The organism is Cellulosimicrobium sp. XJ-DQ-B-000, from assembly GCF_031119065.1.
Lineage (GTDB): Bacteria > Actinomycetota > Actinomycetes > Actinomycetales > Cellulomonadaceae > Cellulosimicrobium > Cellulosimicrobium funkei.
This window is the reverse complement of the sequence record NZ_JAVHYN010000002.1, coordinates 380,135-402,277: the sequence shown is the minus strand read 5'-3', so window position 1 is coordinate 402,277 and position 22,143 is coordinate 380,135. Positions and strand designations below refer to the sequence as shown.

General features: G+C 76.9%; 20 protein-coding genes. 11 read left to right on the top strand and 9 right to left on the bottom strand.

The window, feature by feature from the left end; genetic code table 11:
* The first annotated feature begins 62 nt into the window (after positions 1 to 62).
* Positions 63 to 818 carry a UdgX family uracil-DNA binding protein gene (locus RDI86_RS05705; protein ID WP_168944763.1) on the top strand — a complete coding sequence of 252 codons (756 nt, stop codon included), beginning with the start codon at positions 63 to 65 and terminating at the stop codon, positions 816 to 818.
* Positions 819 to 892: 74 nt separating this feature from the next.
* On the top strand, positions 893 to 1,618 hold the full coding sequence (locus RDI86_RS05700; protein ID WP_308820915.1) for a DUF2071 domain-containing protein: 726 nt from the start codon (positions 893 to 895) through the stop codon (positions 1,616 to 1,618).
* A gap of 2 nt (positions 1,619 to 1,620) precedes the next feature.
* On the opposite strand, the gene RDI86_RS05695 is transcribed toward RDI86_RS05700, so the two are convergent.
* The 4 genes from RDI86_RS05695 to RDI86_RS05680 form a co-directional block, all read right to left on the bottom strand.
* The gene (locus RDI86_RS05695) at positions 1,621 to 2,280 is read right to left on the bottom strand and encodes a response regulator transcription factor (protein WP_108050948.1); all 660 of its coding nucleotides are present in this window, start codon (positions 2,278 to 2,280) and stop codon (positions 1,621 to 1,623) included.
* Positions 2,277 to 3,581, bottom strand: coding sequence for a sensor histidine kinase (locus tag RDI86_RS05690; RefSeq protein ID WP_308820914.1), 1,305 nt, complete (start codon positions 3,579 to 3,581; stop codon positions 2,277 to 2,279). Before RDI86_RS05690 ends, RDI86_RS05695 begins: the two co-directional genes overlap by 4 nt.
* A 145-nt stretch (positions 3,582 to 3,726) precedes the next feature.
* The gene (locus RDI86_RS05685) at positions 3,727 to 4,620 is read right to left on the bottom strand and encodes a hypothetical protein (RefSeq protein ID WP_168944766.1); all 894 of its coding nucleotides are present in this window, start codon (positions 4,618 to 4,620) and stop codon (positions 3,727 to 3,729) included.
* The gene (locus tag RDI86_RS05680; RefSeq protein ID WP_308820913.1) at positions 4,620 to 5,333 is read right to left on the bottom strand and encodes an ATP-binding cassette domain-containing protein; all 714 of its coding nucleotides are present in this window, start codon (positions 5,331 to 5,333) and stop codon (positions 4,620 to 4,622) included. The genes RDI86_RS05685 and RDI86_RS05680 overlap by 1 nt, the downstream gene beginning before the upstream one ends.
* A 292-nt stretch (positions 5,334 to 5,625) precedes the next feature.
* On the opposite strand from RDI86_RS05680, the gene RDI86_RS05675 reads away from it, so the two are divergent.
* Together RDI86_RS05675 and RDI86_RS05670 are read left to right on the top strand one after the other, a co-directional pair.
* Positions 5,626 to 6,435 carry a peptidoglycan-binding protein gene (locus RDI86_RS05675; RefSeq protein WP_308820912.1) on the top strand — a complete coding sequence of 270 codons (810 nt, stop codon included), beginning with the start codon at positions 5,626 to 5,628 and terminating at the stop codon, positions 6,433 to 6,435.
* Between the two features lie 88 nt (positions 6,436 to 6,523).
* Entirely contained in the window at positions 6,524 to 7,195 is a 672-nt protein-coding gene (locus RDI86_RS05670) for a TetR/AcrR family transcriptional regulator (RefSeq protein WP_308820911.1), read from the top strand.
* A 21-nt stretch (positions 7,196 to 7,216) separates the two neighbouring features.
* Here the strand turns inward: RDI86_RS05670 and RDI86_RS05665 are convergent, their stop codons facing one another.
* From RDI86_RS05665 to RDI86_RS05645, 5 genes are all read right to left on the bottom strand, one after another.
* Positions 7,217 to 8,053 carry a DUF4190 domain-containing protein gene (locus RDI86_RS05665; protein WP_308820910.1) on the bottom strand — a complete coding sequence of 279 codons (837 nt, stop codon included), beginning with the start codon at positions 8,051 to 8,053 and terminating at the stop codon, positions 7,217 to 7,219.
* Positions 8,050 to 8,700 carry a DUF4190 domain-containing protein gene (locus RDI86_RS05660; RefSeq protein WP_308820909.1) on the bottom strand — a complete coding sequence of 217 codons (651 nt, stop codon included), beginning with the start codon at positions 8,698 to 8,700 and terminating at the stop codon, positions 8,050 to 8,052. Before RDI86_RS05660 ends, RDI86_RS05665 begins: the two co-directional genes overlap by 4 nt.
* A 90-nt stretch (positions 8,701 to 8,790) precedes the next feature.
* Positions 8,791 to 9,576 (bottom strand): exodeoxyribonuclease III, encoded by a 786-nt coding sequence (locus RDI86_RS05655; protein WP_061267149.1) that lies wholly within the window; start codon positions 9,574 to 9,576, stop codon positions 8,791 to 8,793.
* Positions 9,577 to 9,635: 59 nt separating this feature from the next.
* A complete protein-coding gene (locus RDI86_RS05650; protein WP_228485202.1) occupies positions 9,636 to 10,376 on the bottom strand; it encodes a response regulator in 741 nt (246 codons plus the stop codon).
* Positions 10,373 to 12,067, bottom strand: coding sequence for a sensor histidine kinase (locus tag RDI86_RS05645; protein WP_241005689.1), 1,695 nt, complete (start codon positions 12,065 to 12,067; stop codon positions 10,373 to 10,375). The genes RDI86_RS05650 and RDI86_RS05645 overlap by 4 nt, the downstream gene beginning before the upstream one ends.
* 183 nt (positions 12,068 to 12,250) lie before the next feature.
* Here RDI86_RS05645 and RDI86_RS05640 point away from each other — a divergent pair, with 183 nt between their 5' ends.
* The 7 genes from RDI86_RS05640 to RDI86_RS05610 all read left to right on the top strand — a co-directional run bounded on the left by RDI86_RS05640 (position 12,251) and on the right by RDI86_RS05610 (position 22,036).
* Entirely contained in the window at positions 12,251 to 13,321 is a 1,071-nt protein-coding gene (locus tag RDI86_RS05640; RefSeq protein ID WP_076403647.1) for a tripartite tricarboxylate transporter substrate binding protein, read from the top strand.
* Positions 13,318 to 14,031: a tripartite tricarboxylate transporter TctB family protein gene (locus RDI86_RS05635; RefSeq protein ID WP_308820908.1), complete on the top strand. Its 714-nt coding sequence runs from the start codon at positions 13,318 to 13,320 to the stop codon at positions 14,029 to 14,031. The genes RDI86_RS05640 and RDI86_RS05635 overlap by 4 nt, the downstream gene beginning before the upstream one ends.
* Complete coding sequence (locus tag RDI86_RS05630; RefSeq protein ID WP_043653871.1) at positions 14,024 to 15,583, top strand: tripartite tricarboxylate transporter permease; 1,560 nt, start codon at positions 14,024 to 14,026, stop codon at positions 15,581 to 15,583. The genes RDI86_RS05635 and RDI86_RS05630 overlap by 8 nt, the downstream gene beginning before the upstream one ends.
* Positions 15,583 to 15,981 carry a universal stress protein gene (locus tag RDI86_RS05625; RefSeq protein ID WP_061267146.1) on the top strand — a complete coding sequence of 133 codons (399 nt, stop codon included), beginning with the start codon at positions 15,583 to 15,585 and terminating at the stop codon, positions 15,979 to 15,981. Before RDI86_RS05630 ends, RDI86_RS05625 begins: the two co-directional genes overlap by 1 nt.
* Positions 15,982 to 16,039: 58 nt before the next feature.
* Entirely contained in the window at positions 16,040 to 16,804 is a 765-nt protein-coding gene (locus RDI86_RS05620) for an SDR family oxidoreductase (protein WP_061267145.1), read from the top strand.
* A gap of 30 nt (positions 16,805 to 16,834) precedes the next feature.
* Positions 16,835 to 17,422, top strand: coding sequence for an orotate phosphoribosyltransferase (pyrE, locus tag RDI86_RS05615; protein ID WP_308820907.1), 588 nt, complete (start codon positions 16,835 to 16,837; stop codon positions 17,420 to 17,422).
* A gap of 231 nt (positions 17,423 to 17,653) precedes the next feature.
* Complete coding sequence (locus RDI86_RS05610; RefSeq protein ID WP_308820906.1) at positions 17,654 to 22,036, top strand: HtaA domain-containing protein; 4,383 nt, start codon at positions 17,654 to 17,656, stop codon at positions 22,034 to 22,036.
* Positions 22,037 to 22,143: the final 107 nt, after the last annotated feature.

The window sequence follows — 22,143 nt, the reverse complement described above, 5'->3', positions numbered from 1 at the left end:
GCCTGTTCTGACCGGTGCGCCGACCTCGTGCGAGGGCGAGCGCGCGGGAGCACCGTAGGGCCATGAGCCCACGACCGCCCGAGCGTCCCGGCGCGCAGGAGTGGCTGCCCCGCGGCCGCGCCGTGCACGACGTCGAGGCGCTCGACCGGGCGGCGCACGACTGCCACGGGTGCGAGCTCTGGGCGGACGCGACGCAGGTCGTGTTCTCGCGCGGTCCGCACGACGCGCGGCTCGCCCTCGTCGGCGAGCAGCCCGGCGACCACGAGGACCGCGAGGGCGAGCCGTTCGTGGGCCCGGCCGGGCGCCTCCTCGACGACGCCCTCGACGCGGCCGGGCTCGCGGCCGACGACGTGTACCTGACGAACGCGGTCAAGCACTTCCGGTTCGAGCAGCGGGGCGGGCGCCGCCTGCACAAGAGCCCGGACGTCGCCCACGTCCGTGCGTGCCTGCCGTGGCTCACCGCCGAGGTCGCCGCCGTGGGGCCGCGCGTCGTCGTCGCGATGGGCGCGACCGCGGGGCGCGCCGTCCTGGGGCGGCCCGTGCGCGTGACCGCCGAGCGGGGACGGGTCCTCGACCTCGGCGACGCGGAGCCGGCGTCGCCGTTCTCCCCGGGCGCGCCCAGCGGCGGTGGGCCCACCGAGCCGTCCGACGGCGCCCACCTGCCCCGGCCGACGGACGCGCCGCGCGTCGTCCTCACCACCCACCCGTCCGCGCTGCTGCGCGTACGTGACCGCGCCGAGCGCGAGGCGGCGTTCGCCGCGCTCGTCGACGACCTCCGCCTCGCGGCCGACGCGGCCGACGCGGCGGGCACGCGGTGAGCGACCACCCGAGCGCGCCCGGTGCGGGGCGGGGCACGCCGCCCGGCGCGTCGCCGCACCCGACACCGCGGGTGGTGGTGAACGCCCAGCGCTGGGAGGCCCTGACGTTCCTGCACTGGCCTGTCGACCCGGCCGTCGTGCAGGGCTGGCTCCCGCCCGACCTCACCGTGCAGCAGGCGGGTGGGACGACGTGGCTCGGGGTGGTCCCGTTCCGCATGGCGGGCGTCCGGGTCCCGCCGCTGCCGCCGCTGGGCGCGTGGTCGGCGTTCCCCGAGCTCAACGTCCGCGTGTACGTGCGCGACCGTGCGGGCGCCGAGGGCGTGTGGTTCCTCGGCCTGTGGGCGACGTCGCGCGCGTTCGTCGCCGCGACGCGCGCGGCCGGCGTCCCGTACCACCCGGCCCGCGCGGCGGTGCACGCGCGCGGCGACCGGGCCGGGGCGCCGTCCGCGGTGCGCTACCGGTTCCGGTCCGACGGCCGCGGGCCCCTGCGCGTGCCGCACGAGCACCCGGGGCTGCGCGAACTCTCCCTGCACGCCGAGGTGCGCGCGCACGAGGAGGTGGACGCGTCGTCGGGCCTCGTGCGGTGGCTCACGGCACGGTGGTCCGCGTACGGCGCGCGGGCCGGGCGGCTGTGGCGGTTCCCCGTCGTGCACGAGCCGTGGACCCTGCGACGCGGAACCCTCGACGTCCTCGACACCGACCTGCTCGACCGCCTCGGGCTGCCCCCCGCGGACCCGCCGCTCGTGCACGTCGCCGCGCCGGTGCACGCCCGGTTCGCGGTCCCGCGGCCGGTGGGCTGAGGTCAGGCGGCCGGGTCGACGATCCCGTGCCGGAACGCCCACACGACGAGCTGCACGCGGTCGCGCGCGCCCGTCTTCGTCATGGCCCGGCTCAGGTGCGACTTCACGGTGCTCGGTTCGAGGAACAGCGCCGTCGCGATCTCCGCGTTCGACGACCCCCGGCACAGCAGCGCCACGATGTCGAGCTCGCGCGGCGTGAGGAGCGCGGCCGCGTCGTCGTCCCGCGACACCGGGGCACGACGCCGCGCGAACTCGCCCAGCACGCGGCGGGTGAGCGACTGGTCCACGAGGCCGTCGCCCGACGCGACGCGGCGGACGGCGTCCACCAGCACCTCCGGCTCCGCGTCCTTGAGCAGGAACCCGCTCGCCCCGGCCTCCAGCGCCCCGAACACGTAGTCGTCGAGGTCGAACGTGCTCACCACGAGCACCGGCACCGGGTCCGCGACGTCGGGCCCGGCGAGCGCGCGCGTGGCCGTGATGCCGTCGCCGCCGGGCATGCGCACGTCCATGCACACGACGTCGGGGCGCTCGCGGCGCGCGACCCGCACGGCGTCCGCGCCGTTCGACGCCTCGCCGACGACCTCCAGGCCCTCGCTCTCGAGGATGACGGTGAAACCGGCGCGGACGACGGCCTGGTCGTCCACCAGCACGACGCGTGTCACGAGGCCTCCTGGGCGGGGGTGCGGGGGTCGCGCGCGGGCGCGTGGGGGACGGTCAGCCGGACGAGCCACGCGCCGTCGGGCGTGCGCCGCGCGTCGAGCGTGCCGCCGAGCACGGCCGCGCGCTCGCGCATCCCGACGAGGCCGTGGCCCGGTCGCGCGTCCTGCGGGGGAGCGACGCGACCGGCGGGGTTGCGCACGGTGACGACGACGGCCGCCGGGCTCCACGCGAGCCGCACCGCGACCGGTCGCCCGGGTGCGTGCCGCCGCGCGTTGGCGAGCGCCTCCTGCAGCACGCGGTAGACGGCGATCTGCGCGGTGGGCGCGGGCTCCCAGGGCTCGCCCTCGGTCTCGACGGTGACCGTCGTGCCCGCCGCGCGCGCCGTCTCGAGGAGCGCGGGGAGGTCGGCGAGCGTCGGCTGCGGGGCCTCGCGCTCGTCGCCCTCGTCGTCGCGCCCGCGCAGGATGCCGACCACGAGGCGCAGGTCGTCGAGGGTCTCGCGGCCCTGCGACCGGATCCAGCGCACCGACTCCTTGGCGCGCTCCGGGTCGGCGTCGACGAGCCGTTCCGCCGCGGACGCCTGCACGACGATGCCCGAGAGGTGGTGGGCCGCGACGTCGTGCAGCTCGCGCGCCATGCGGGCACGCTCCTCGAGCACCGCCTGCGCGGCGAGCGCCTCGCGCTCGCGCTCGGCGCGCACCACGCGGTCGCGCAGCTCGGCGACGAGCTCGCGCCGCGTCGCGACGTACGAGCCGACGAGCGCCGCGCCCACGAACGTGAGGACTGCCGAGAGCAGCGCGCCCCCCACCTGGAGCGCGTGCTGCGCGGGCCCGGCCCCGGCGGGGACACCGAACCCGCCGAGCGCGAAGATGAGCAGGACCTGCGCGAGCGCCGCGAGCGCCGGCGCCCCGAGGCGCGCGCGGCGGGGCGCGTAGGCCCCGGCGGAGTAGGCGGCGACGAGCGTCGCCGGGGCCTGGAACCCGACGTACGGCGGCAGGAGGGCGGTGATCGCCACCTGCGCGACGACGGTCAGCGTGAGGCAGACCAGCGGCGCCCGACGGCGGAGCACGAGCGCCGCGGCCTGGCCGACGACGAGCGCGAGCACGGTCGCGCGCACGCCCGGACTGATCAGGCTCTCCCCCGGCGCGCCGAACGTGGCCCCGACCTCCGTCGCGAGGACGCGCTCGATGCCGAGGAACAGCACGACGGTCGCGAGGGCGACCACACCGGCCAGCACGGCGTCGCGGCCGGTGTCGGTGCGGACGCCGACCCGGTCGAGCGCGCGGCGCAGGGTCTCGGTCACGGTCCTCCTCCAACGGGCGACGGGTGCGGGGACGGGGTGCGCCGTCGGGCCCGCCCACCCTACGGGGCGGGCGGGCCGACGGCGCCGTGCGGCTCCCGGCCTGTGGACGACCGGGTCGTCGCGTCGGGAGCGGGACGGGCTGTGGTCAGACGAGGTCGCGCCGGCGCAGGCTCACGGCGCCCCCGCCGAGCAGGACCGCGGCCCAGGCCGCGAGCCCGGTGAGGGCGGCGAGCGCGCCGAGCGGGGCCGCGCCGCCGAGGAGCGTCGCGGCGGACCCGCCGGTCGACGCGAGCGCGCCCAGCCCGAGCGGGAGCCACTCGGCCGCGGCCGAGTCGCCGCCGGACAGGAGCGTCACCGCGCCGCGGACGATCGGCTCGGCGAGCGCGAGCGCGGCGACCGTGACGACGCCCGCGACCTGGCCGCGCACGAGGGTGCCGATGCCGAGCCCGAGCCACGCGAGCAGGACGAGCACCGCGAGCCCGCGGGCCCAGACGCCGAGGACGTCGCCGGGGCCGAGCGCGAGGCCCGCGCCCGGCGTCGTGACGATCGCGACGAGCAGGCCCAGGGCGCCCAGGAGGGCGAGGACGACGCCCACGCCGAGCGCGACGGTCGCGGTCGCGCCCGCCTTCGCGCCGAGGATGCGCAGCCGCGACGGCTGGACGAGCGCCGTGGGCACGATGCCGCCCGTGCGGAAGTCGGTCGTCACGGCGAGCACGCCGAGCAGGAGCATGCACACGGTCGCGACGCCGACGGAGCCGGAGCCGCCGAGGCCGGTGCCGAGGAGGTCGAGCATCGAGCGCTGGAACGCGGGCTGCGAGACGTCGGCGAGCGCGCCGAGGTCCGGCGCGAGCTCGGCCACCATCTCGGGCGGGGCCTGGAGCCCGACGGTCGTGCCGCCGCCGGCCGCGTCGGCGCTGCGCAGGATCGTGGGGAGCAGCAGGGTGAAGGCCTGGACGACGAGCATCCCGGCGACGGCGACGGCCGCGACGACCCACGTCGCGCGGGTCGTGCGGAGCTTGAGCATCTCGGCGCGGTACATCAGCGCACCCCTTCGGTCGTGGCGGTCAGGTCGAGGTAGAAGTCCTCGAGGGACTCCCCGTGCAGCAGCTCGTCGAGCGGCCCCTCCGCGACGACGCGCCCCTGCCCGACGACGACGAGGTCGTCCGCGACCTGCCGCACCTCGGACAGCACGTGGCTCGCGAGGAGCACGGTGCCGCCGTCGTCGGCGAACGCGCGGACGAGGTCGCGCAGCCAGCGCATCCCGGCGGGGTCGAGACCGTTCGCGGGCTCGTCGAGGACGAGGACCTCCGGGTCGCCGAGCAGCGCGGCCGCGATCCCGACGCGCTGCCGCATCCCCAGCGAGTACGTCCGGACACGGCGGTCCGCGGCGGGGGTCATGCCGACGAGCGCGAGCACCTCGTCGACGCGACGCGCCGGGATCCGGCCGGCGGACGCGAGCACGCGCAGGTGGTCGCGGCCCGTGCGTCCCGGGTGCAGGCCGCCCGCGTCGAGCAGCGCGCCGACGGTGCGGGCCGGGTGCGTCAGGTCCGCGAACACGCGGCCGTCGAACGTCGCGGTGCCCGCGGTCGGGGCCGCGAGCCCGAGCAGGACGTGGAGCGTGGTCGTCTTGCCGGCGCCGTTCGGGCCGAGCAGCCCGACGACGCGGCCCGGCGCGGCGGTGAACGTCACGTCGTGCACGGCGTCGAACGCCCCGTACGCCTTGCGCAGCCCGGAGACGTGGATGGTGGTCATGCCGGTCCCTCCCTCGTGCGTCCCGCACGGGCCTCCCGTGCGGTGCCCCACCAGGCTGTCGCGCGGGCCCCCGCCGGGTCTTGCGGCGCAGGGCGGAACCTGCGTTGCGACCTCCGTCGGAGGCGTGGCGCCGCACCGCTGGACCGGGGGAGCCGTGGCGGGTATCGCCGCAGGTGAGGGCGTCGGGCGTGACACACGAGCCGGGATGGGGCAGGGTGGACGTCCACCCGATCGCCCTGGTGGGCAGCGTGTCGCGCCGTCCGCCCCCTCGACAGCCCCGGAAGGAGGCGACGTGCGCCGACGCCACGACCGGTCCGGACCCGCCGAGCGGGACCGCACCGCCCCCCTCCAGCGGCCCGCGCGCCGCACCGCCACGCCGTGGGTCACGGTTGCCGCCGGTGCCGGGGCGGTGACGCTCGTCGTCGCCGTCGCGGGCATGGTCGGTGCCGCGACGGGCGGTGGCGAGGCGGTCGTCGTCGGCGGGGTCTCCGCCGAGGGCGGCGCGAACGGCGAGGACGCGGTCCCCGCGGTCACGCCGCGCCCCGACACCCCCCGCCCCGAGGTGACCCGCATCCCTCCGCCCGACGCGGCGGACGGCACGTCCGACGACGCGCGCCGGGCCCCGTCCCCGCGCCCGTCCGCGAGCGGCCCGGGAGAGCAGGCCGCGCCCGGCGCGCCCTCGCCCACCACCGAGCCCGCGCCCGCTCCCACCGCGTCCGAGCCGACCCCGGGACCGACCGCGCCCACCCCCACGCCCTCCCCGACGACCGACCCCGGCACGGCGTCCGTCTCGTGGGTCCAGGAGCGGCTCCGCGTGCACGGTGCCGACGTCGCCGTCACGGGGACGATGGACGACGCCACGCGCACCGCGCTGCGGTCGTTCCAGAAGGCGCACGGCCTCACGCCCGACGGCACCGTCACCGCGGCGACCGCCGAAGCCCTGCGGGCCGCGCCGCCCGACGTCGAGGACCCCACCGGACCTGGCCCGACGCCCCCGGCCGAGCCCGCGCCGACGCCCTCCGCCGACCGGCCGTCGGTCGCGGTGCCCGGGCCGTCGTCGAGCGCCGACGAGCCCGCCCCGACGCTCGCCCCCGCACCCTGAACCTCCTCCGCCCGGGCGCGGGCACCCCGCCGGGCCGCACCGCGGTCGGTAGGGTGTGCCCTCGTCGGACGACGGACGGAGCAGTGCCATGACGAGCGCGGCCATCGGCGCCGGGCAGGACCCCACGGGCTCCCGCCGCGCCGCGGCGCCCGACCCCGCCCGCGGGTACGCGAAGGGACGCGCCAAGCGTGAGGAGATCCTCCAGGCGGCCGTCGTGCTCTTCGGCGAGGTCGGCTTCCACGCCGCGTCGCTGCGCGAGCTCGCGTCCCGCGTCGGCATGTCCCACCCCGGGCTGCTCCACCACTTCCCGACGAAGGCGGCGCTCCTCGAGGCGGTGCTCGACCACCGGGAGACCGTCGACCGCGCCGACCTCGAGGAGGACCTCGCGCGCGGGACCGACTTCTTCGACGCGCTCGTGCGGCTCGTCGAGCGCAACGCCCTGCGCAGGCCCATCGTCGAGCTGTTCACGGCGCTCGCGGCCGAGGCGACGTCGCCCGACCACCCGGCGCACGCGTACTTCGTCGAGCGCTACGAGTCCACCGTCGCGCGCATCGGCGAGCAGCTGTCCCGGCGCGCCCGGTCGTGCGGCCTGCGCGACGGCGTCGAGCCGGAGGTCGCGGCCCGCCAGCTCGTCGCGCTCATGGACGGTCTGCAGGTCCAGTGGCTGCTGTCCCTCGACCGCCCGCGGCCCGAGCGCGTCGACATGGCCGCGGACCTGCGCGCGTACCTGCGCCTCGTGCTGTCCGACGCCGAACGCTGACGGCGCGGTCCGCCCGGGACGTCAGCCGATCAGGTCCGCCGGGAGCGGGGCCTCGCTGCTCGCCAGGCACAGCCCCGTGCGGTCGCCGCCGCGCCAGGACGCCTCGGTCGGTGCCCACACCACGAGCCGCACGTCCTCCGGGGCATCCGGACCGAGGGTCTCGGGCGTGCACACGCGCGCCACGCGGCGGTCCACGGCGTCCTGGCCGGGCCAGACCTCGTCCGCGCCCATGTCGGTGCGCCCGACGACCTGCGCACGGTGCTCGTCGGCGCACGGGACGGCGCGCACGCGCGACACCTCGCCGTCGGGCGGGAGCTCGTCGAGGCACGTCCCCAGCACGAGCTGCACCGCGCTCACCGTGCGGGGTGCGTCCACGTCGCCCGCGAGCGGCGTGCGCGCCTGCTCGCCCTGCCACCAGGCGATCCCGCCCACCACCCATCCGAGCGTCGCGACGGCGCCGAGCACCATCCCGGTCACGGCCAGGCCGCGTCCGCGGGTGCCGCGGGAGCGGACGCGCGACAGGGCCGCGGCGCCGAGGCCGACCCCGACCGGCCCGAGCACCACGCCCGCGGGCACGCTCGCGACGGCGAGCGGCTCGACGCCGGGCGTTGCGGGCTGCCACCCGGGCGCGTAGTACGTCTCGGGGGCGAAGCCGGGCCGGTCCCCGGGCCCGGGCGGCGGCACGGGTGCCGCCGCACCGGAGGGGCCGTGCGGCGTCGGGCCGGGCCGGGGCGCGCCGGCTTCCGCGGCGCGAGGCTCCGCGGCCCCGGGCGCTCCCGAGGGGGGCGGGACGGGCGGGCGTCCCGAGGGCCCGGACGCGGCGTCGCCGGGCGGGGCGAAGAGGTCGTCGTCGCTCACGGTGCCGAGTCCCCGAGCGTGCCGGCGAGGACCACGAGCATCGCGAACGCCGTGCCGACCGCGCCGACGACGATCCCGGTCACCGCGAAACCGCGCCCGCGCGTGCCGTCGCGCATGACCTGGTTGAGCGCCACGATGCCCAGCACGAGGCCGACGAGGCCGGGGAAGCCCGCGCAGAGCACGAGGCTCGCGATCGACACGATCATGGACGCGAGCGCGAGCCCGTTGGTCCGCGGCGGGGGCGCGTAGGGCGCGCCGTACGGCGGCGGGTAGCCCCCGTAGCCCGGTGCCGGGTACGCCGCGGGTCCGGGCGGCGCCGCGTACCCGGGCGTCCCGCCGTACGACGGCGTCGCCCCGGGGGCGTAGGGGGAGCCGGGGCCGTAGGGGGACCCGGCGGGCGCGGCCGGCGCGCCGTACGGGGCGCCGGCGCCCGACGTGCTCCCGTACCCGCTCCCGCCGCCCGGCGTGCTCCCGTACCCGCCCCCGGCGCCCGACGGCGCGACGAACCCGCCGTCGTCCGGCGCGGCGGGGGCGTCCTCGGTGGGCGGGTGGTACGGCGTGAGCGGCGGCTGGTGCGGACGCCGCGGGGCGTACGGGTCGGCGGGCTCGTCGGGGGACCCGTACGGAGGGACGGGTGGCGTCGTCATGGACACACCGTAGCGAGGGGACGCGCCCTGCCCGGCCCGGACCCGCGGCGCCGACCCGCGGCCCGAGCCCGACGGCGGACGCCCCGGAGGTCAGCCCGCCAGGTCGACGACGACCGGCACGTGGTCCGACGCGCCCTTGCCCTTGCGCTCGTCGCGGTCGATCGTCACGCCCGTGACGCGCGCGCGGGCGGCGGGCGACAGGTACGCGAAGTCGATGCGCATGCCCTCGTTCCGCGGGAACCGCAGCCGCTGGTAGTCCCAGTAGGTGTAGGTGCGCTCGGCGGGGATCGCCTCGCGCGTGACCTCGGTGTACCCGGCGGCGCCGAACGCGGCGAAGGCGTCCCGCTCGGCGGGGGTGACGTGCGTCTTCCCGGCGAAGTACGCGACGTCCCACACGTCGGTGTCGAGCGGCGCGACGTTCCAGTCCCCGACGAGCGCGACCTGCGCCGCCGGGTCGGCGGCGAGCCAGCCCGCGGCCTGCGCGCGCAGCTCGTCGAGCCAGCGCAGCTTGTAGGCGTAGTGCGGGTCGCCGACCTCGCGCCCGTGCGGCACGTAGAGGCTCCACACGCGCACGCCCCCGCACGTCGCGCCGAGCGCGCGCGCCTCGACCTTGTCGCCGAACGCGGGCTGCCCGGGGAACGACGTCTCGACGTCGTCGAGGCCCACGCGCGAGACGACGGCGACGCCGTTCCACTGGTTCACGCCGACGTGCGCGACCTCGTACCCGGCCGCCTCGAACGGCGCGACGGGGAACTGCGCGTCCGTGCACTTGGTCTCCTGGAGCGCGAGGACGTCGGTCCCCGTCCGCTCGAGGAACGCGACCGCGCGGTCGACGCGGGCACGGACGGAGTTGATGTTCCAGGTCGCGAGGCGCACGGGCCCCACCGTACGGCGTCGCGGGCGCGACCCGCAGCGACCCGCAGCGGCCCCGACGGTCAGGCGGGCCGGTAGCCGTTCTCCGGTCGCCCGGCCGCGCCGTACCGGGGCGCGACGTCGGCGCGCCCCGTCGCGACGAGGTGCTCGAGGTAGCGGCGCGCGCTCACGCGCGACATCCCGGTCCGCGCGGCGACCTCGCCCGCCGACGCGTCGCCCGCGTCGGCGCACGCCGCCGCGAGCGCCTCGACGACGAGCCGCAGGCTGCGCTCGGACAGCCCCTTCGGCAGCGCCGCGGCCTCCGGCGTCCCGCGCCGCACGAGGCGGTCGACGGCGTCCTGGTCGAGCTCGTCGCCCGCGGTGCGCAGCGAGTCGCGCAGACGGGCGACCTCGTCGAGCCGGCCGCGCAGCGCCGCGGCCGTGAACGGCTTGACGAGGTAGTGCTGCACGCCGCCCGCCATGGCCTGGCGGACGCTCTCCAGCTCGCGCGCGGCGGTCGTCGCGACGACGTCGACGGGCGGGGACGGCCGGCGCCGGATCTGGCGCAGCACGTGCAGCCCGGTCGCGTCCGGCAGGTAGATGTCGAGCAGCACGACGTCCGGGTCGAGCACGGCGAACGCGCGCAGCGCCTCGGCCGCCGTGCGCGCCTCGCCCACGACGACGAAGCGCGGGTGCGACTCGACGAAGCCGCGGTGCAGGCGCGCGATCGTCGGGTCGTCCTCGACGACGAGGACGCGCAGCCGGTCGCCCGGCGGCGCCGTGGGCGCGCCGGTGGGGGCGGGGGAGCGGCCGGCGGGGGTCACGACGCCGTCTCCGGCGTCCGGGCCCGGGCGCCCGCGGCCGCGTCGACGGGCTGCGCGGGGAGGGCCACGGCGACGCGCGCCCCGCCGAGCACGGAGGTGGTCACCTCCACCGTCCCGCCGCGGCGCGCGGCGACGCGCCGTACGAGGGCGAGGCCGATCCCGCGCCCGGGCGGGCCCGCCTTCGTGGTGTACCCGGCGGCGAAGACGTCGGCGCGCGAGCCCGCGGGGATGCCGGGCCCGTCGTCCTCGACGACGACGACCACCCGGTCGCCCGGCGTCGGGCCCGTGCCGTCGGGCGCGCGGTCGGTCACGAGCACGCGGACGCGGCCCCCGGGCCCGACGGCGTCGACCGCGTTGTCGACGAGGTTGCCGAGCACGGTGAGGGCGTCGCCGTGCAGGGCGGCGTCGTCGGGCCCCGCGGGCGCGGCGAGGTGCGCGGACGGCGACACCTCGAGGCGCGAGCCGCGCTCGCGCGTCGTCGTGGCCTTGACCAGGAGCAGCGCCGCGACCTCGGGGGAGTGGACGCCGGGCGCGACGCCCGACGCGGTGAGCAGCCCGCCGTGCCCGGCGCGCTCGATGAACGCGACGGCCTCGTCGGCCTGCCCGAGCTCCAGCAGGCCCGAGACGACGTGGAGCTTGTTGGCGAACTCGTGGGACTGCGCGCGCAGCGCGTCGGTGAGGCCGCGCGCGCCGTCCAGGTCGCGCAGGAGCGCGTGCAGCTCGGTGTGGTCGCGCAGGAGCAGCACGGTCCCGACGGCGCGCCCGTCGACGCGGGCCCGGTCGGCGCGCGCGAGCAGCACGCGCTCGCCCGCGAGGACGAGCGCGCCGCCCTCCTCGGGCCCGGCGGCGGGCGCGTCGGCGTCGTCGGCCGTCTCCGCGGTGTCGGGCACGAGCGCGAGGAGCTGCGGGTCGAGGACGTCGTGCGCGGGCCGCCCGACGGCGTCGGCCGCCGCGATCCCGAGGAGGCGCTGCGCCTCGTCGTTGACGAGCACGACCGCGCCGTCGCGGTCGAGCGCGACGACGCCCTCGGAGATGCCGTGGAGCATCGCGTCGCGCGTCTCGAGCAGCCGGCCGATCTCCTCGGGCTCGAGCCGGAAGATGCGGCGGCGCACGGCACGCGTGACGAACGCCGCGCACACCACGCCGAGCGCCGCCGCGACGCTGAGGGCCGCGAGCAGCCACCCGAGGTCGTCGGCGAGGTCGTCGGCCAGGTCGGACTCGAGGATGCCGACGCTCGCCGTCCCGACGACGTCGCCCTCGGGCCCGAACACCGGGACCTTGACGCGCCACGACTCGCCCAGCGTGCCGGTCTGCGTGCCCGTCCACACCTCGCCGGAGAGCGGGACCGACGGGTCCGTCGAGACCCTCTCGCCGATGCGGGTCGGGTCCGGGTGGGAGTACCGCACGCCCTCGTCGTCCGTGACGACGACGTACGTGACGTCGGAGGCCTCGCGGATGACCTCCGCGATCGGCTGGATCGTCGCGGCGGGGTCGTCGTCGTCGAACGCGTCGATGATCGCGGGCAGGCGCGCGACGGAGAACGCGACCGCGGTCATGCGGTCGAGGTAGGCGTCGCGGAGCTGGCGGTGCTGCAGGGTCGAGGCGACGGCCCCCGCCGACGCCACGACCAGCAGCACGATGGCGACCTGCAGCACGAGGAGCTGCACCCGGAGCGACACTGCTCGACCCACCGCACCAGTGTGCCCCAGGTCCGCCGCACCCGGGCCTCGGCCGTGACCACAACGACCGCAACCACCGGATCGACCACAACGTCCAGTACGACCGCAGCCCTCGCCGTGCCGCCCCGCGCTCCTAGGCTCCCCGGATCAGGTCGTGAGGCCCGCGCCGTTGCGGGTCCCGCTCAAGGAGGAGACATGCGATCCGTCGTCCGCCCGCGCTCCGGGCACACCGTCAGCCCGCGGCACGCTCTCACCGCGACGCTCGCCGCAGGACTCGTCCTCGGTCTCGCCGCGTGCTCGGGCCTCGAGCCCGGCGCCCCCACGACGGGCGGCTCCGGCGACGCGTCCGGCGGGGCCGCCGCGTCGGTCGACGAGCTCGCGATCGTCGTCCCGGCCGACCCCGGCGGGGGCTGGGACCAGACCGGCCGCGCGATGCAGCAGGACCTCCAGGGTTCCGGGCTCGTGCGCACCGCGACCGTCACGAACGTCGGCGGCGCCGGCGGCACGGTCGGTCTCGCGTCGCTCGCCAACACCACCGACCCCCACACGCTGCTCGTCATGGGCCTCGTCATGGTCGGCGCGGTCGAGACCAACGAGTCGCAGGCCCGCATCGAGGACACCACCCCGATCGCGCGCCTCACCGAGGAGCCCCTCGTCGTCGTCGTGCCCGCGTCGTCGCCGTACCAGACGCTCGAGGACCTCGTCGACGACGTCGTGGCGAACGGCAAGTCCGTCTCCATCACCGGCGGCTCCGCCGGCGGGGCCGACCACATCCTCGCGGGGATGCTCCTCCAGGCGGCCGACGTGCCGTCGGCCGAGGTGGGCGGGCTCCTCAACTACGTCGCCTACTCGGGCGGCGGCGAGTCGCTCGCCGCGCTGCTCGGCAACAAGGTCAGCGCCGGGATCTCGGGCGTCGGCGAGTACGCGGAGCAGGTCAAGGCCGGGACCGTCCGGGCGCTCGCGGTCTCGGGCGCCGAGCGCACGGACCTGCTGCCCGACGTGCCGACCATGACCGAGGCCGGGTACGACGTCGAGCTCACGAACTGGCGCGGCGTCGTCGCGCCGGGCGACCTCTCCGACGAGGACCGCGCCGCCCTCGAGCTGCTCGTCAGCGAGATGGTCGCGTCCGACGAGTGGCAGGCGACGCTCGAGGAGAAGGGCTGGGACGACGCGTTCCTCGTGGGCGAGGAGTTCGACGGCTTCCTCACGGAGAACATCGCCGACATCAAGATGACGCTCACCGACGTCGGCCTGGTCGCGCCGTGACCAGGCGTCGCGCCTCGCGCGACGCGCCACCCGACGCGTCGCGCGAGCCGGGGTCGTCGGAGGCTCCGTCCGCGGGGTCGTCCGCCGTGGCTCCCGAGCCAGGACCGTCCGACGCCGAGCCCCGCCCCGGGCCAGCGCCGGCGACGGCCGTCGGCGACCCCGCCGACGGCCAGGCCGCCGGGGACCCCGCAGGCGCCACCCCCGCCGCGGGTCCCCGGCGGCGACCCGGCGAGCTCGTCGTCGCCGGCGTCACCGCCGCCCTCGGGGTGTTCGTGCTCCTCGACGCGGGGACGATCGTCGTGCCGGGCTCGTCGAACACGCTCGGTCCCCGTGCGTTCCCCTACCTCGTGGGCGCGCTGCTGCTCGCCACCGGCCTCGTGCTGCTCGTCGCCGTCTGGCGGGGGCACGGCGGCCAGGAGGAGGACAGCGAGGACGTCGACCCCGACGCCCGCACCGACTGGCTGACCGTCGGTCTCCTCGGCGCGGTGCTGTTCGTGCACGTCTACGCGATCAACCTCGTCGGGTGGCCGTTCGCCGCGACGCTCCTGTTCGCCGGGGCCGCGATCGTCCTCGGCGCCCGCCCGTGGTGGCGCGCCGCCGTGCTCGGCCTCGTCCTGGCCCTGGTGATCCAGGTCCTGTTCGGGGGCGTGCTCGGGCTGTCGCTCCCGCCCGGCCCGCTCCTGGAGGGGGTGACCTGGTTCCGTGGATAACCTCACCGCGCTGCTCGACGGGTTCGCGACCGTCGTCCAGCCCGTCTACCTGCTCTACGCGCTGTTCGGCGTGTTCGTCGGGACCGCGGTCGGGGTGCTCCCCGGCATCGGCCCCGCGATGACGATCGCGCTGCTCCTGCCGCTCACGTACTCGCTCGACGCGACGGCCGCCATCATCGTGTTCGCCGGCATCTACTACGGCGGCATGTACGGCGGGTCGACGACGTCGATCCTGCTCAACACGCCCGGCGAGTCGTCGTCGATCGTCACGGCGCTCGAGGGCAACCGGATGGCCCGCATGGGCCGCGGGGCGGCCGCGCTCGCGACCGCCGCGATCGGCTCGTTCGTCGCGGGCACCATCGCGACCGTCGCCCTGACGTTCGTCGCGCCGTACGTCGCGCGCTGGGCCGTGCAGCTCGGCGAGCCCGACTACTTCGCGCTCATGGTCGTCGCGTTCGTGACCGTCGGCGCGCTCCTCGGGTCGTCGGTGCCGCGCGGCATGGCGTCCCTGTCGCTCGGCCTGTTCCTCGGGCTGATGGGCACCGACACGCTCACCGGCCAGCAGCGGTTCACGTTCGGCGTCCCGACGCTCGCCGACGGGATCGACGTCGTCATCGTCGCCGTCGGCCTCTTCGCGGTGGGCGAGGCGCTGTACGTCGGGTCGCGCCTGCGGCACGGTCCCGTGCACGTCATCCCCGTCGAGAAGGGGTGGCGTTCCTGGATGAAGCGCGAGGACTGGCGGCGCTCGTGGAAGCCGTGGCTGCGCGGGACGGCGATCGGGTTCCCCGTCGGCACCATCCCGGCGGGCGGCGCCGACGTCGCGACCTTCCTGTCGTACGCCGCCGAGCGCAGGTCCGCCGGGAAGCACAAGGACGAGTTCGGCAAGGGCGCGATCGAGGGTGTCGCGGGCCCGGAGGCGGCGAACAACGCCGCGGCGTCCGGCGTCCTCGTGCCGCTCCTCACGCTCGGCCTCCCGACGACGGCGACCGCCGCGATCATCATCGTCGCGTTCCAGTCGTACGGCATCCAGCCGGGCCCGCTGCTCTTCGAGAGCCAGTCCGCGCTCGTGTGGGCGCTCGTCGCGAGCCTCTACGTGGGCAACCTCATGCTCATCGTGCTCAACCTGCCCCTCGTGGGCATGTGGGTGAAGGTGCTCCAGATCCCGCGGCACTACCTCTACGCGGGCATCCTGCTGTTCGGCGCGCTCGGCTCGTACGCGCTGAACTTCTCCCCGGTCGACGTGCTCATCCTGCTCGTCATCGGCGCGATCGGGTTCTTCATGCGGCGCTACGGCTACCCCGTCGCGCCCATGGTCGTCGGCATGATCCTCGGGCCCATGGCCGAGGACCGCCTGCGCCGCTCGCTCGCGATCAGCCAGGGCGACCTGACGACGCTCGTCACCAGCCCGTTCGCCGCGACGGCCTACGCCCTCGTCGCCGTCGTGGTCCTCGCGGGCCTCTGGCTGCGCCGGCGCGAGCGCCGCACCGGCGCCGAGCTCGCGGCGCTCGCGGAGGACGTCCGCGTCGAGGCCCAGGACCAGGAGGTGCGCTGATGACCGTCGTCCTCGCCTACGCGCCCGGCGAGCTCGGGACCGCCGCGACGCGGGCCGCGGCCCGGGCGGCCGTCCTGCTCGGCGCCGGCGTCGTCGTGGTCAACACGACGCGCGGCGACCGGCTCGTCGACCCGCGCTGGGCCGACCACGACCAGCTCGTCGAGGTCGGCACGATCCTCGAGGAGGCGGGCGTCGAGCACGAGGTGCGGCACCTGCAGTCCTCCGCGCTGCCCGCGGAGGTCGTGCTCGGTGTCGCGGCCGAGGTCGACGCCGACCTCGTCGTCGTGGGGGTGCGGCACCGCACCCCCGTGGGGAAGCTCGTGCTCGGCTCCACCGCCCAGCAGATCCTGCTGGGCGCCGCGTGCCCCGTGCTCGCCGTCAAGCCGCCGGCCCGGTGACACGACTCCACCCCGCCTGCGGGCGCCCGGGTCACCCGGGCGCCCGTAGGCTGTGACCATGGCGACAGCACTCATCACCGGCGCGAGCGCCGGCCTGGGTTTGGAGTTCGCGTGGCAGCTCGCCACGGCGCGGCACGACCTCGTCCTCGTGGCGCGCGACGAGGCGCGCCTCGAGGAGACCGCACGGCAGATCCGCGCCGCGGCCGGGGTGCGCGTCCAGGTGCTGCGCGCCGACCTCTCCGTGCCCGACGACGTCGCGCGCGTCGCGGAGCGCCTCGCCACGACCGGCGGCCCGGACGAGCGCCCGGTCGGCCTGCTCGTCAACAACGCGGGCTTCGCGACGCACCAGCACTTCGTCGGGGGCGACCTCGACGTCGAGCTCGAGGCGCTCGACGTCATGGTCCGCGCCGTCATGGTGCTGTCGCACGCGGCGGCGGGCCAGATGACGGAGCGCGGGCGCGGCGCGATCCTCAACGTCGCGTCGGTCGCGGCCCTCACCGCGGGCGGCACGTACGCGGCGGCGAAGGCGTGGGTGCGGTCCTTCACGGAGGGGCTCGCCGTCGAGCTGCACGGCACGGGCGTCACGGCGACCGTGCTGTGCCCCGGCTTCACGCACACCGAGTTCCACGACCGCGCCGGCATCGACAAGTCGGTGCTCCCCGACCTCGCGTGGCTCGACGCCGACCGGGTCGTCGCGGAGGCGCTCGCGGACGTCCGGCGGGGCGTCGTCATCTCCACGCCGTCGGTGCGGTACCGGGTCGCGTCGGCGGCCCTGCGCGCGATGCCGCGCTCTGCCGTCCGCGCGATCGGCAAGTACCGCTAGGCACCGGGCGGGCCCGATACCCTGGCGGTCGTGACTACCGACCCCGCCTCGACGCTCGCCTCGACCCCCCGCGAGCAGCTGCTCGGCCTCATCCGTGAGCTCGCCGTCGTGCACGGCCGCGTGACGCTCTCCTCGGGCAAGGAGGCGGACTACTACGTGGACCTGCGCCGCGTGACGCTGCACCACCGCGCGGCGCCGCTCATCGGCCACCAGCTCCTGGACCTCCTCGAGGAGCAGGCGCTCGGCACGGCGGAGATCGACGCCGTCGGCGGCCTGACGCTGGGTGCCGACCCCATCGCGACCGCCCTCCTGCACGCCGCCGCGTCCCGTGGTCAGGACCTCGACGCGTTCGTGGTGCGCAAGGCGGCGAAGGCGCACGGGATGCAGCGCCAGATCGAGGGCCCCGACGTCGCGGGCCGGCGCGTCGTCGTGGTCGAGGACACCACGACGACGGGCGGCTCGCCGATCACGGCGATCGAGGCCGTGCGCGCGGCCGGGGGCGAGGTCGCGGGCGTCGCGACGATCGTCGACCGTGCCACGGGTGCGGGCGCGAAGATCGAGGCGCTCGGCGTGCCGTACCACTACCTTTTCAGCCTGGAGGACCTCGGCCTCGCCTGAGCCCCTCCCGCTCCGTCTCCCGCCGCTCGACGCGGCGCACCGCCCCGCGGCCTCCTGGGCCGCGGGGCGTCGTCGTGGAGGGAGGAGGCGCGCGTCACATCTCGATAGGTCAGGCTTACCTTGCTTTGGTGAGGCGACCCTTATATGGTCCGTCTCGGCGGAGCGTGAGCACGCTCCCTTCTCGGTCCCGCTCCCCGCCGGGACCTCGCCCGGACCAGCACGGGAGACCTTGTGCGCACTTCATCGCCGAGACGCGTCCGACGCGCCCTCGCCTCGTTCCTCGCCGCGGCGCTCGCCGCCGGCCTCACCGTCGCCGGCACCGGCGCCCCGGCCCAGGCGGCCGCGGCCGACGTGACCGGCGGGTCGGCCACCTGGAACTTCGTCGACTCGTGGACGTCGTACGTCACGGGCGGCATCGCCCAGGGCACGATCACCCCGCCGCTCCAGGGCGGCCAGGCGACCTACGGCCCCGCGTCCGGCAGCTACGACGCCGCGTCCGGGACGGGCACCGTCCGTCTCGGCGGATCGACCCGGTACGAGGGCCACCACGGCGCGCTCGACGTGACGATCTTCGACGTGCGGCTCGACCTCACCGGCCCGACGACGGGCGCGGTCTACGCGGACTTCGCGGGCACGGTGAACCCCGGCGCGGGGAACGACGTCAAGGTCGCCGACGTCACGGTGTCCGCGACGCGCACCGGCGACGAGGTCACGTTCGTGGCCGACGGGACCGTCGTCGGGACGCTCGGGAACGTCTCGCCGTACTTCTCGTCGTACGCGGGCAAGCCCCTGTCGACCTTGACCGCCCGCGTCGTGTCGCCCGAGCCCGTGGCGCCCGCGCAGGCGACGACGACCGCGCTCGCCGCAGCGCCCGCGGGCACGTCCGCGGCCGGGGCGAGCGTGACGCTCACCGCGACCGTCGCGCCCGCCGCCGCGGGCACGGTCGAGTTCCGTGACGGCGGCACCGCCCTCGGCACCGCTCCCGTGGCCGACGGCGTCGCGCGCCTCGAGACCGCGGCCCTCGCCGCGGGGAGCCACGAGCTGAGCGCCGCCTTCACGCCCGCGGACCCGGCCGCGTTCGTCGCCTCGGCCTCCGCGGCCGTCGCGCACACGGTGACCGCCACGGAGCCCGAGCCCGAGCCGGAGCCCGCCGTCGACCCCGCGGTCACGGTGTCGCCGTCGGCGCCCGTCGACCCGGCGGTGGAGAACACGTTCACGATCCAGGGCACCGGGTTCGTCGGCGCGGGCGCCGCGAACGGCGCGTACGTGCTCCTCGGCGACGCCTCGATCTGGGACGGCAGCGGCCCTCTCGTCGCGAGCGGGTGGCTCGCCCAGGGCTGGGTCATGCCGCAGCAGGTGCGCGACGGCGCGTTCACCACGACGCTGACCGTCCCGGCCGGAAAGCTCGACCCGGCGAAGCAGTACGTGGTGGCGACGTCCGCCGCGCACGGCCTCTCGGCGACCGACCGCAGCCTCGACACGTTCACGCCCGTCGCGGTCCAGGGCGGCACGACGCCCGAGCCGGTCTGGGAGCCGCGGATCACCCTCTACGCCGCCGACGGCACGACGCCGCTCGGGGACGCGCCCGTCCGCCCGGACGACAGGATCGTCGTCAAGGGCTCGGGCTTCGACCCGGCCGCGAACGTCGCGCCCGCGGGCAACCGCCCGCCGATCTCCGGCGGCATCCCCGCCGGCACCTACGTGGTCTTCGGCAGCTTCGCGACCGACTGGCGCCCGTCGGAGGGTGCCCCGTCGAGCGCGCGCACGGCCGGCGCGCAGCGGTGGGCCCTCTCGTCCGCGGCGCTCGACCAGGTGGACCCGCGCTACCAGTCCGCGATCCGCGGGCAGTGGGCCGAGCTCGCGCCGGACGGCACGTTCACCGCCGAGCTCGTCGCGAGCGAGCTCGAGCGTGAGGGCGGCCGCTACGGCGTCTACACGTACGCCGCGGGCGGCACGGTCAACGCCGCGCAGGAGCTGTACGCGCCCGTCGCGTTCACGACGGAGCCCGAGGCGCCCGTGTGGGAGCCCGAGATCTCGGTGCTCGCCGCGGACGGCACGACGCCGCTCGGCGACACCCCGGTCGCGGCGGGCGACACGATCGTCGTCCGGGGCACCGGCTTCGACCCGGCGGCGAACGTCGGCGGGCGCGGCGTCCCGATCCCGGCGACGCTCCCGCAGGGCACCTACGTCGTGTTCGGGAGCTTCGCCGAGCAGTGGCGGCCGTCCGAGGGCGCTGCGGCGTCGACCCGCAAGGTCGGCTCGCAGGTGTGGGCCCTCGCCGAGCCCGTGCTCGACCAGGTCCCCGTGCAGTACCAGTCGGTGGTCCGGGCGCAGTGGGCGGACATCACGCCGGACGGCACGTTCGAGGCGCGTCTCGTCGTGAAGAACCCCGCCGCGCTCGAGGGCGGTCGCTACGGCGTCGCCACCTACGGCGCGGGCGGCGTGAGCAACGCCGCGCAGGAGCTCTTCGTCCCCGTCGCGTACGACGCGCCGGGCACGCTCACCGTCACGCCCGCGTCCACCACGGTGGAGGCCGGCTCGACGGTCCGCCTCGCCGTGCGTGGCCTCGCTGCGGACGACGCGGTCAAGGCCGTGACGTTCGGCGGCGCCCCGGCGTCGTACTCCCGCGACGGCGCGACGCTCGTGCTCACGGTCCCCGCCGGCACCCCCGCCGGGGCAGTCCCCGTCGTCGTCACGTCGGAGCTCGGCCTGACCGGCAGCGCCACGCTGACCGTGACCGCCCCGGTCCCCGGCGGCGAGGCGAAGGCGACCACGACGACGCTCGCGTCGTCGGCGACGTCGGTCGTCGAGGGCGCGGCGGTGACGCTCACCGCGACGGTCGCGCCGAAGACCGCCGGCACGGTCCGGTTCGTCGCGGGCGGCACGACCCTGGGCACCGCGGCCGTCACGGACGGTGTCGCGACGTTCCGGACGGCCCCGCTCGCCGTCGGGTCGCACGCCCTGAGCGCGACGTTCGTCCCCACGGACGCCACCGCCTACCGCGGCTCGACGTCCGCGCCGGTGACCGTCGCGGTGACCGCCACGCCGGTGACCCCGGCGCCGACGACGGCCGGCAGCCTCACGTGGGGCGTCAAGGAGTCGTTCCGCAGCTACATCGTGGGCCCGGTCGCGAAGGGCGGCGCGACGGCGACGAGCGGCGCGAGCGTCGTCGACGGCGTCTTCCGCTTCGGCCAGGCCGACGGCGGCACGTGGACCGCGTCGAGCGGCCGGGGGACGGCCCGGTACGCCGGGACGGTCCGCTTCACCGGCCACGCGGGCGCGCTCGACCTCACCCTGTCGAACCCGGTGGTCGAGATCACCGGCCCGGGCACGGGTCGCCTGCTCGCGGACGCGCGCTCCACGGGGCTGGACGGCTCGACGTTCGACCGCACGGGCGTCGCCGTCGCGACCCTGGCGCTCGGTGCGCCGACGACGAGCGCGGACGGGGCCGTGACGTTCCGCGACGCGGCCGCGACGCTCACCGCGGACGGCTCGCTCGCGTTCGTCGGCTTCTACCCGGCCGGGACCGCGCTCGACCCCGTGACGTTCACGGTCGGCGCGAAGGCGACCGCGCCCGGGGGCGGCGGCACCATCGGCGCCCCGGGCGACGGCTCGACCGGCGGGTCCGTGGACCCGGCGAAGGCGACGCTCTCGGTGGCGCAGGCTCGCCCGGGCGACGAGGTGACGATCAGCGGCGTCGGTTTCGGCGCGCGCGAGTCCGGCATCCGCACGGAGCTCCGCTCCACGCCGCGCACGCTCGCGACGGGCACGACCGCGAACGCCGGTGGCGCCGCGAGCTCGACCGTGACGATCCCGAAGGACGTCGCCCCGGGCGAGCACACGCTCCTCCTCGTCGGTGCGGACCACACCGCGTCCGCGCCCATCACGATCGTGGGCGCCGGCACGACCGGCACCGGCTCCGGTTCCGGCAGCGCGACGGAGCAGTGCTTCGCGCAGGGCGTCAACGGCGCGACCCTCTCGTGGGGTGTGAGCGACCGGTTCCGGTCGTACGTCACCGGCCCGATCGCGAAGGGTTCGGTCTCGACGGACGGCGTGCGGGACGGCGGCTCGGCGTTCACGTGGAGCGGCGGCAAGGGCTCGTTCAACACGGACCTCGGCAAGGGCCGCGCGAGCTTCGGCGGGTCGGTGTCGTTCTCCGGGCACGAGGGCATCCTCGACCTGCGGATCAGCAACCCGCGGGTGGTCGTGGACGGGTCGTCGGGCACGCTCGTGGTCGACGTGCAGAGCAGCGACATGGAGGGCAACAAGTCCTCGTCGACCGGCGTCGCGTTCGCGAGCCTGGACCTGTCGGGGAAGAAGGCGACGTCGGGCTCCACGATCACGTGGAGCGGCGTCCCCGCGACCCTCACGGCCGCCGGCGCGAAGGCGTTCGCCGGGTTCTACGAGGCCGGGACCGCGCTCTCGCCGGTGACGGTGAGCTTCCCGGTCGGCGGCGACGTCGAGTGCGACGCCTACTCGGGGGCGCTCGCCACCACCGGCTCCGACGCCGGGAGCCTCGCGCTTCTGGCCGGGACGCTGCTGCTCACCGGTGCGGCCCTCCTGGCGGTGCGCCGCCGTCGCGCGGGTCGCGTGGAGGTGGCCGCGGCCGGCTGACCCCGGTCCCCGGCACGACGACGCCCGGTCACCTCGCGGTGACCGGGCGTCGTCGTGCGTGCGGGGTTCCCCGGGGAGCTGGAACGGCCGGACCGGCCCGGCGTGCC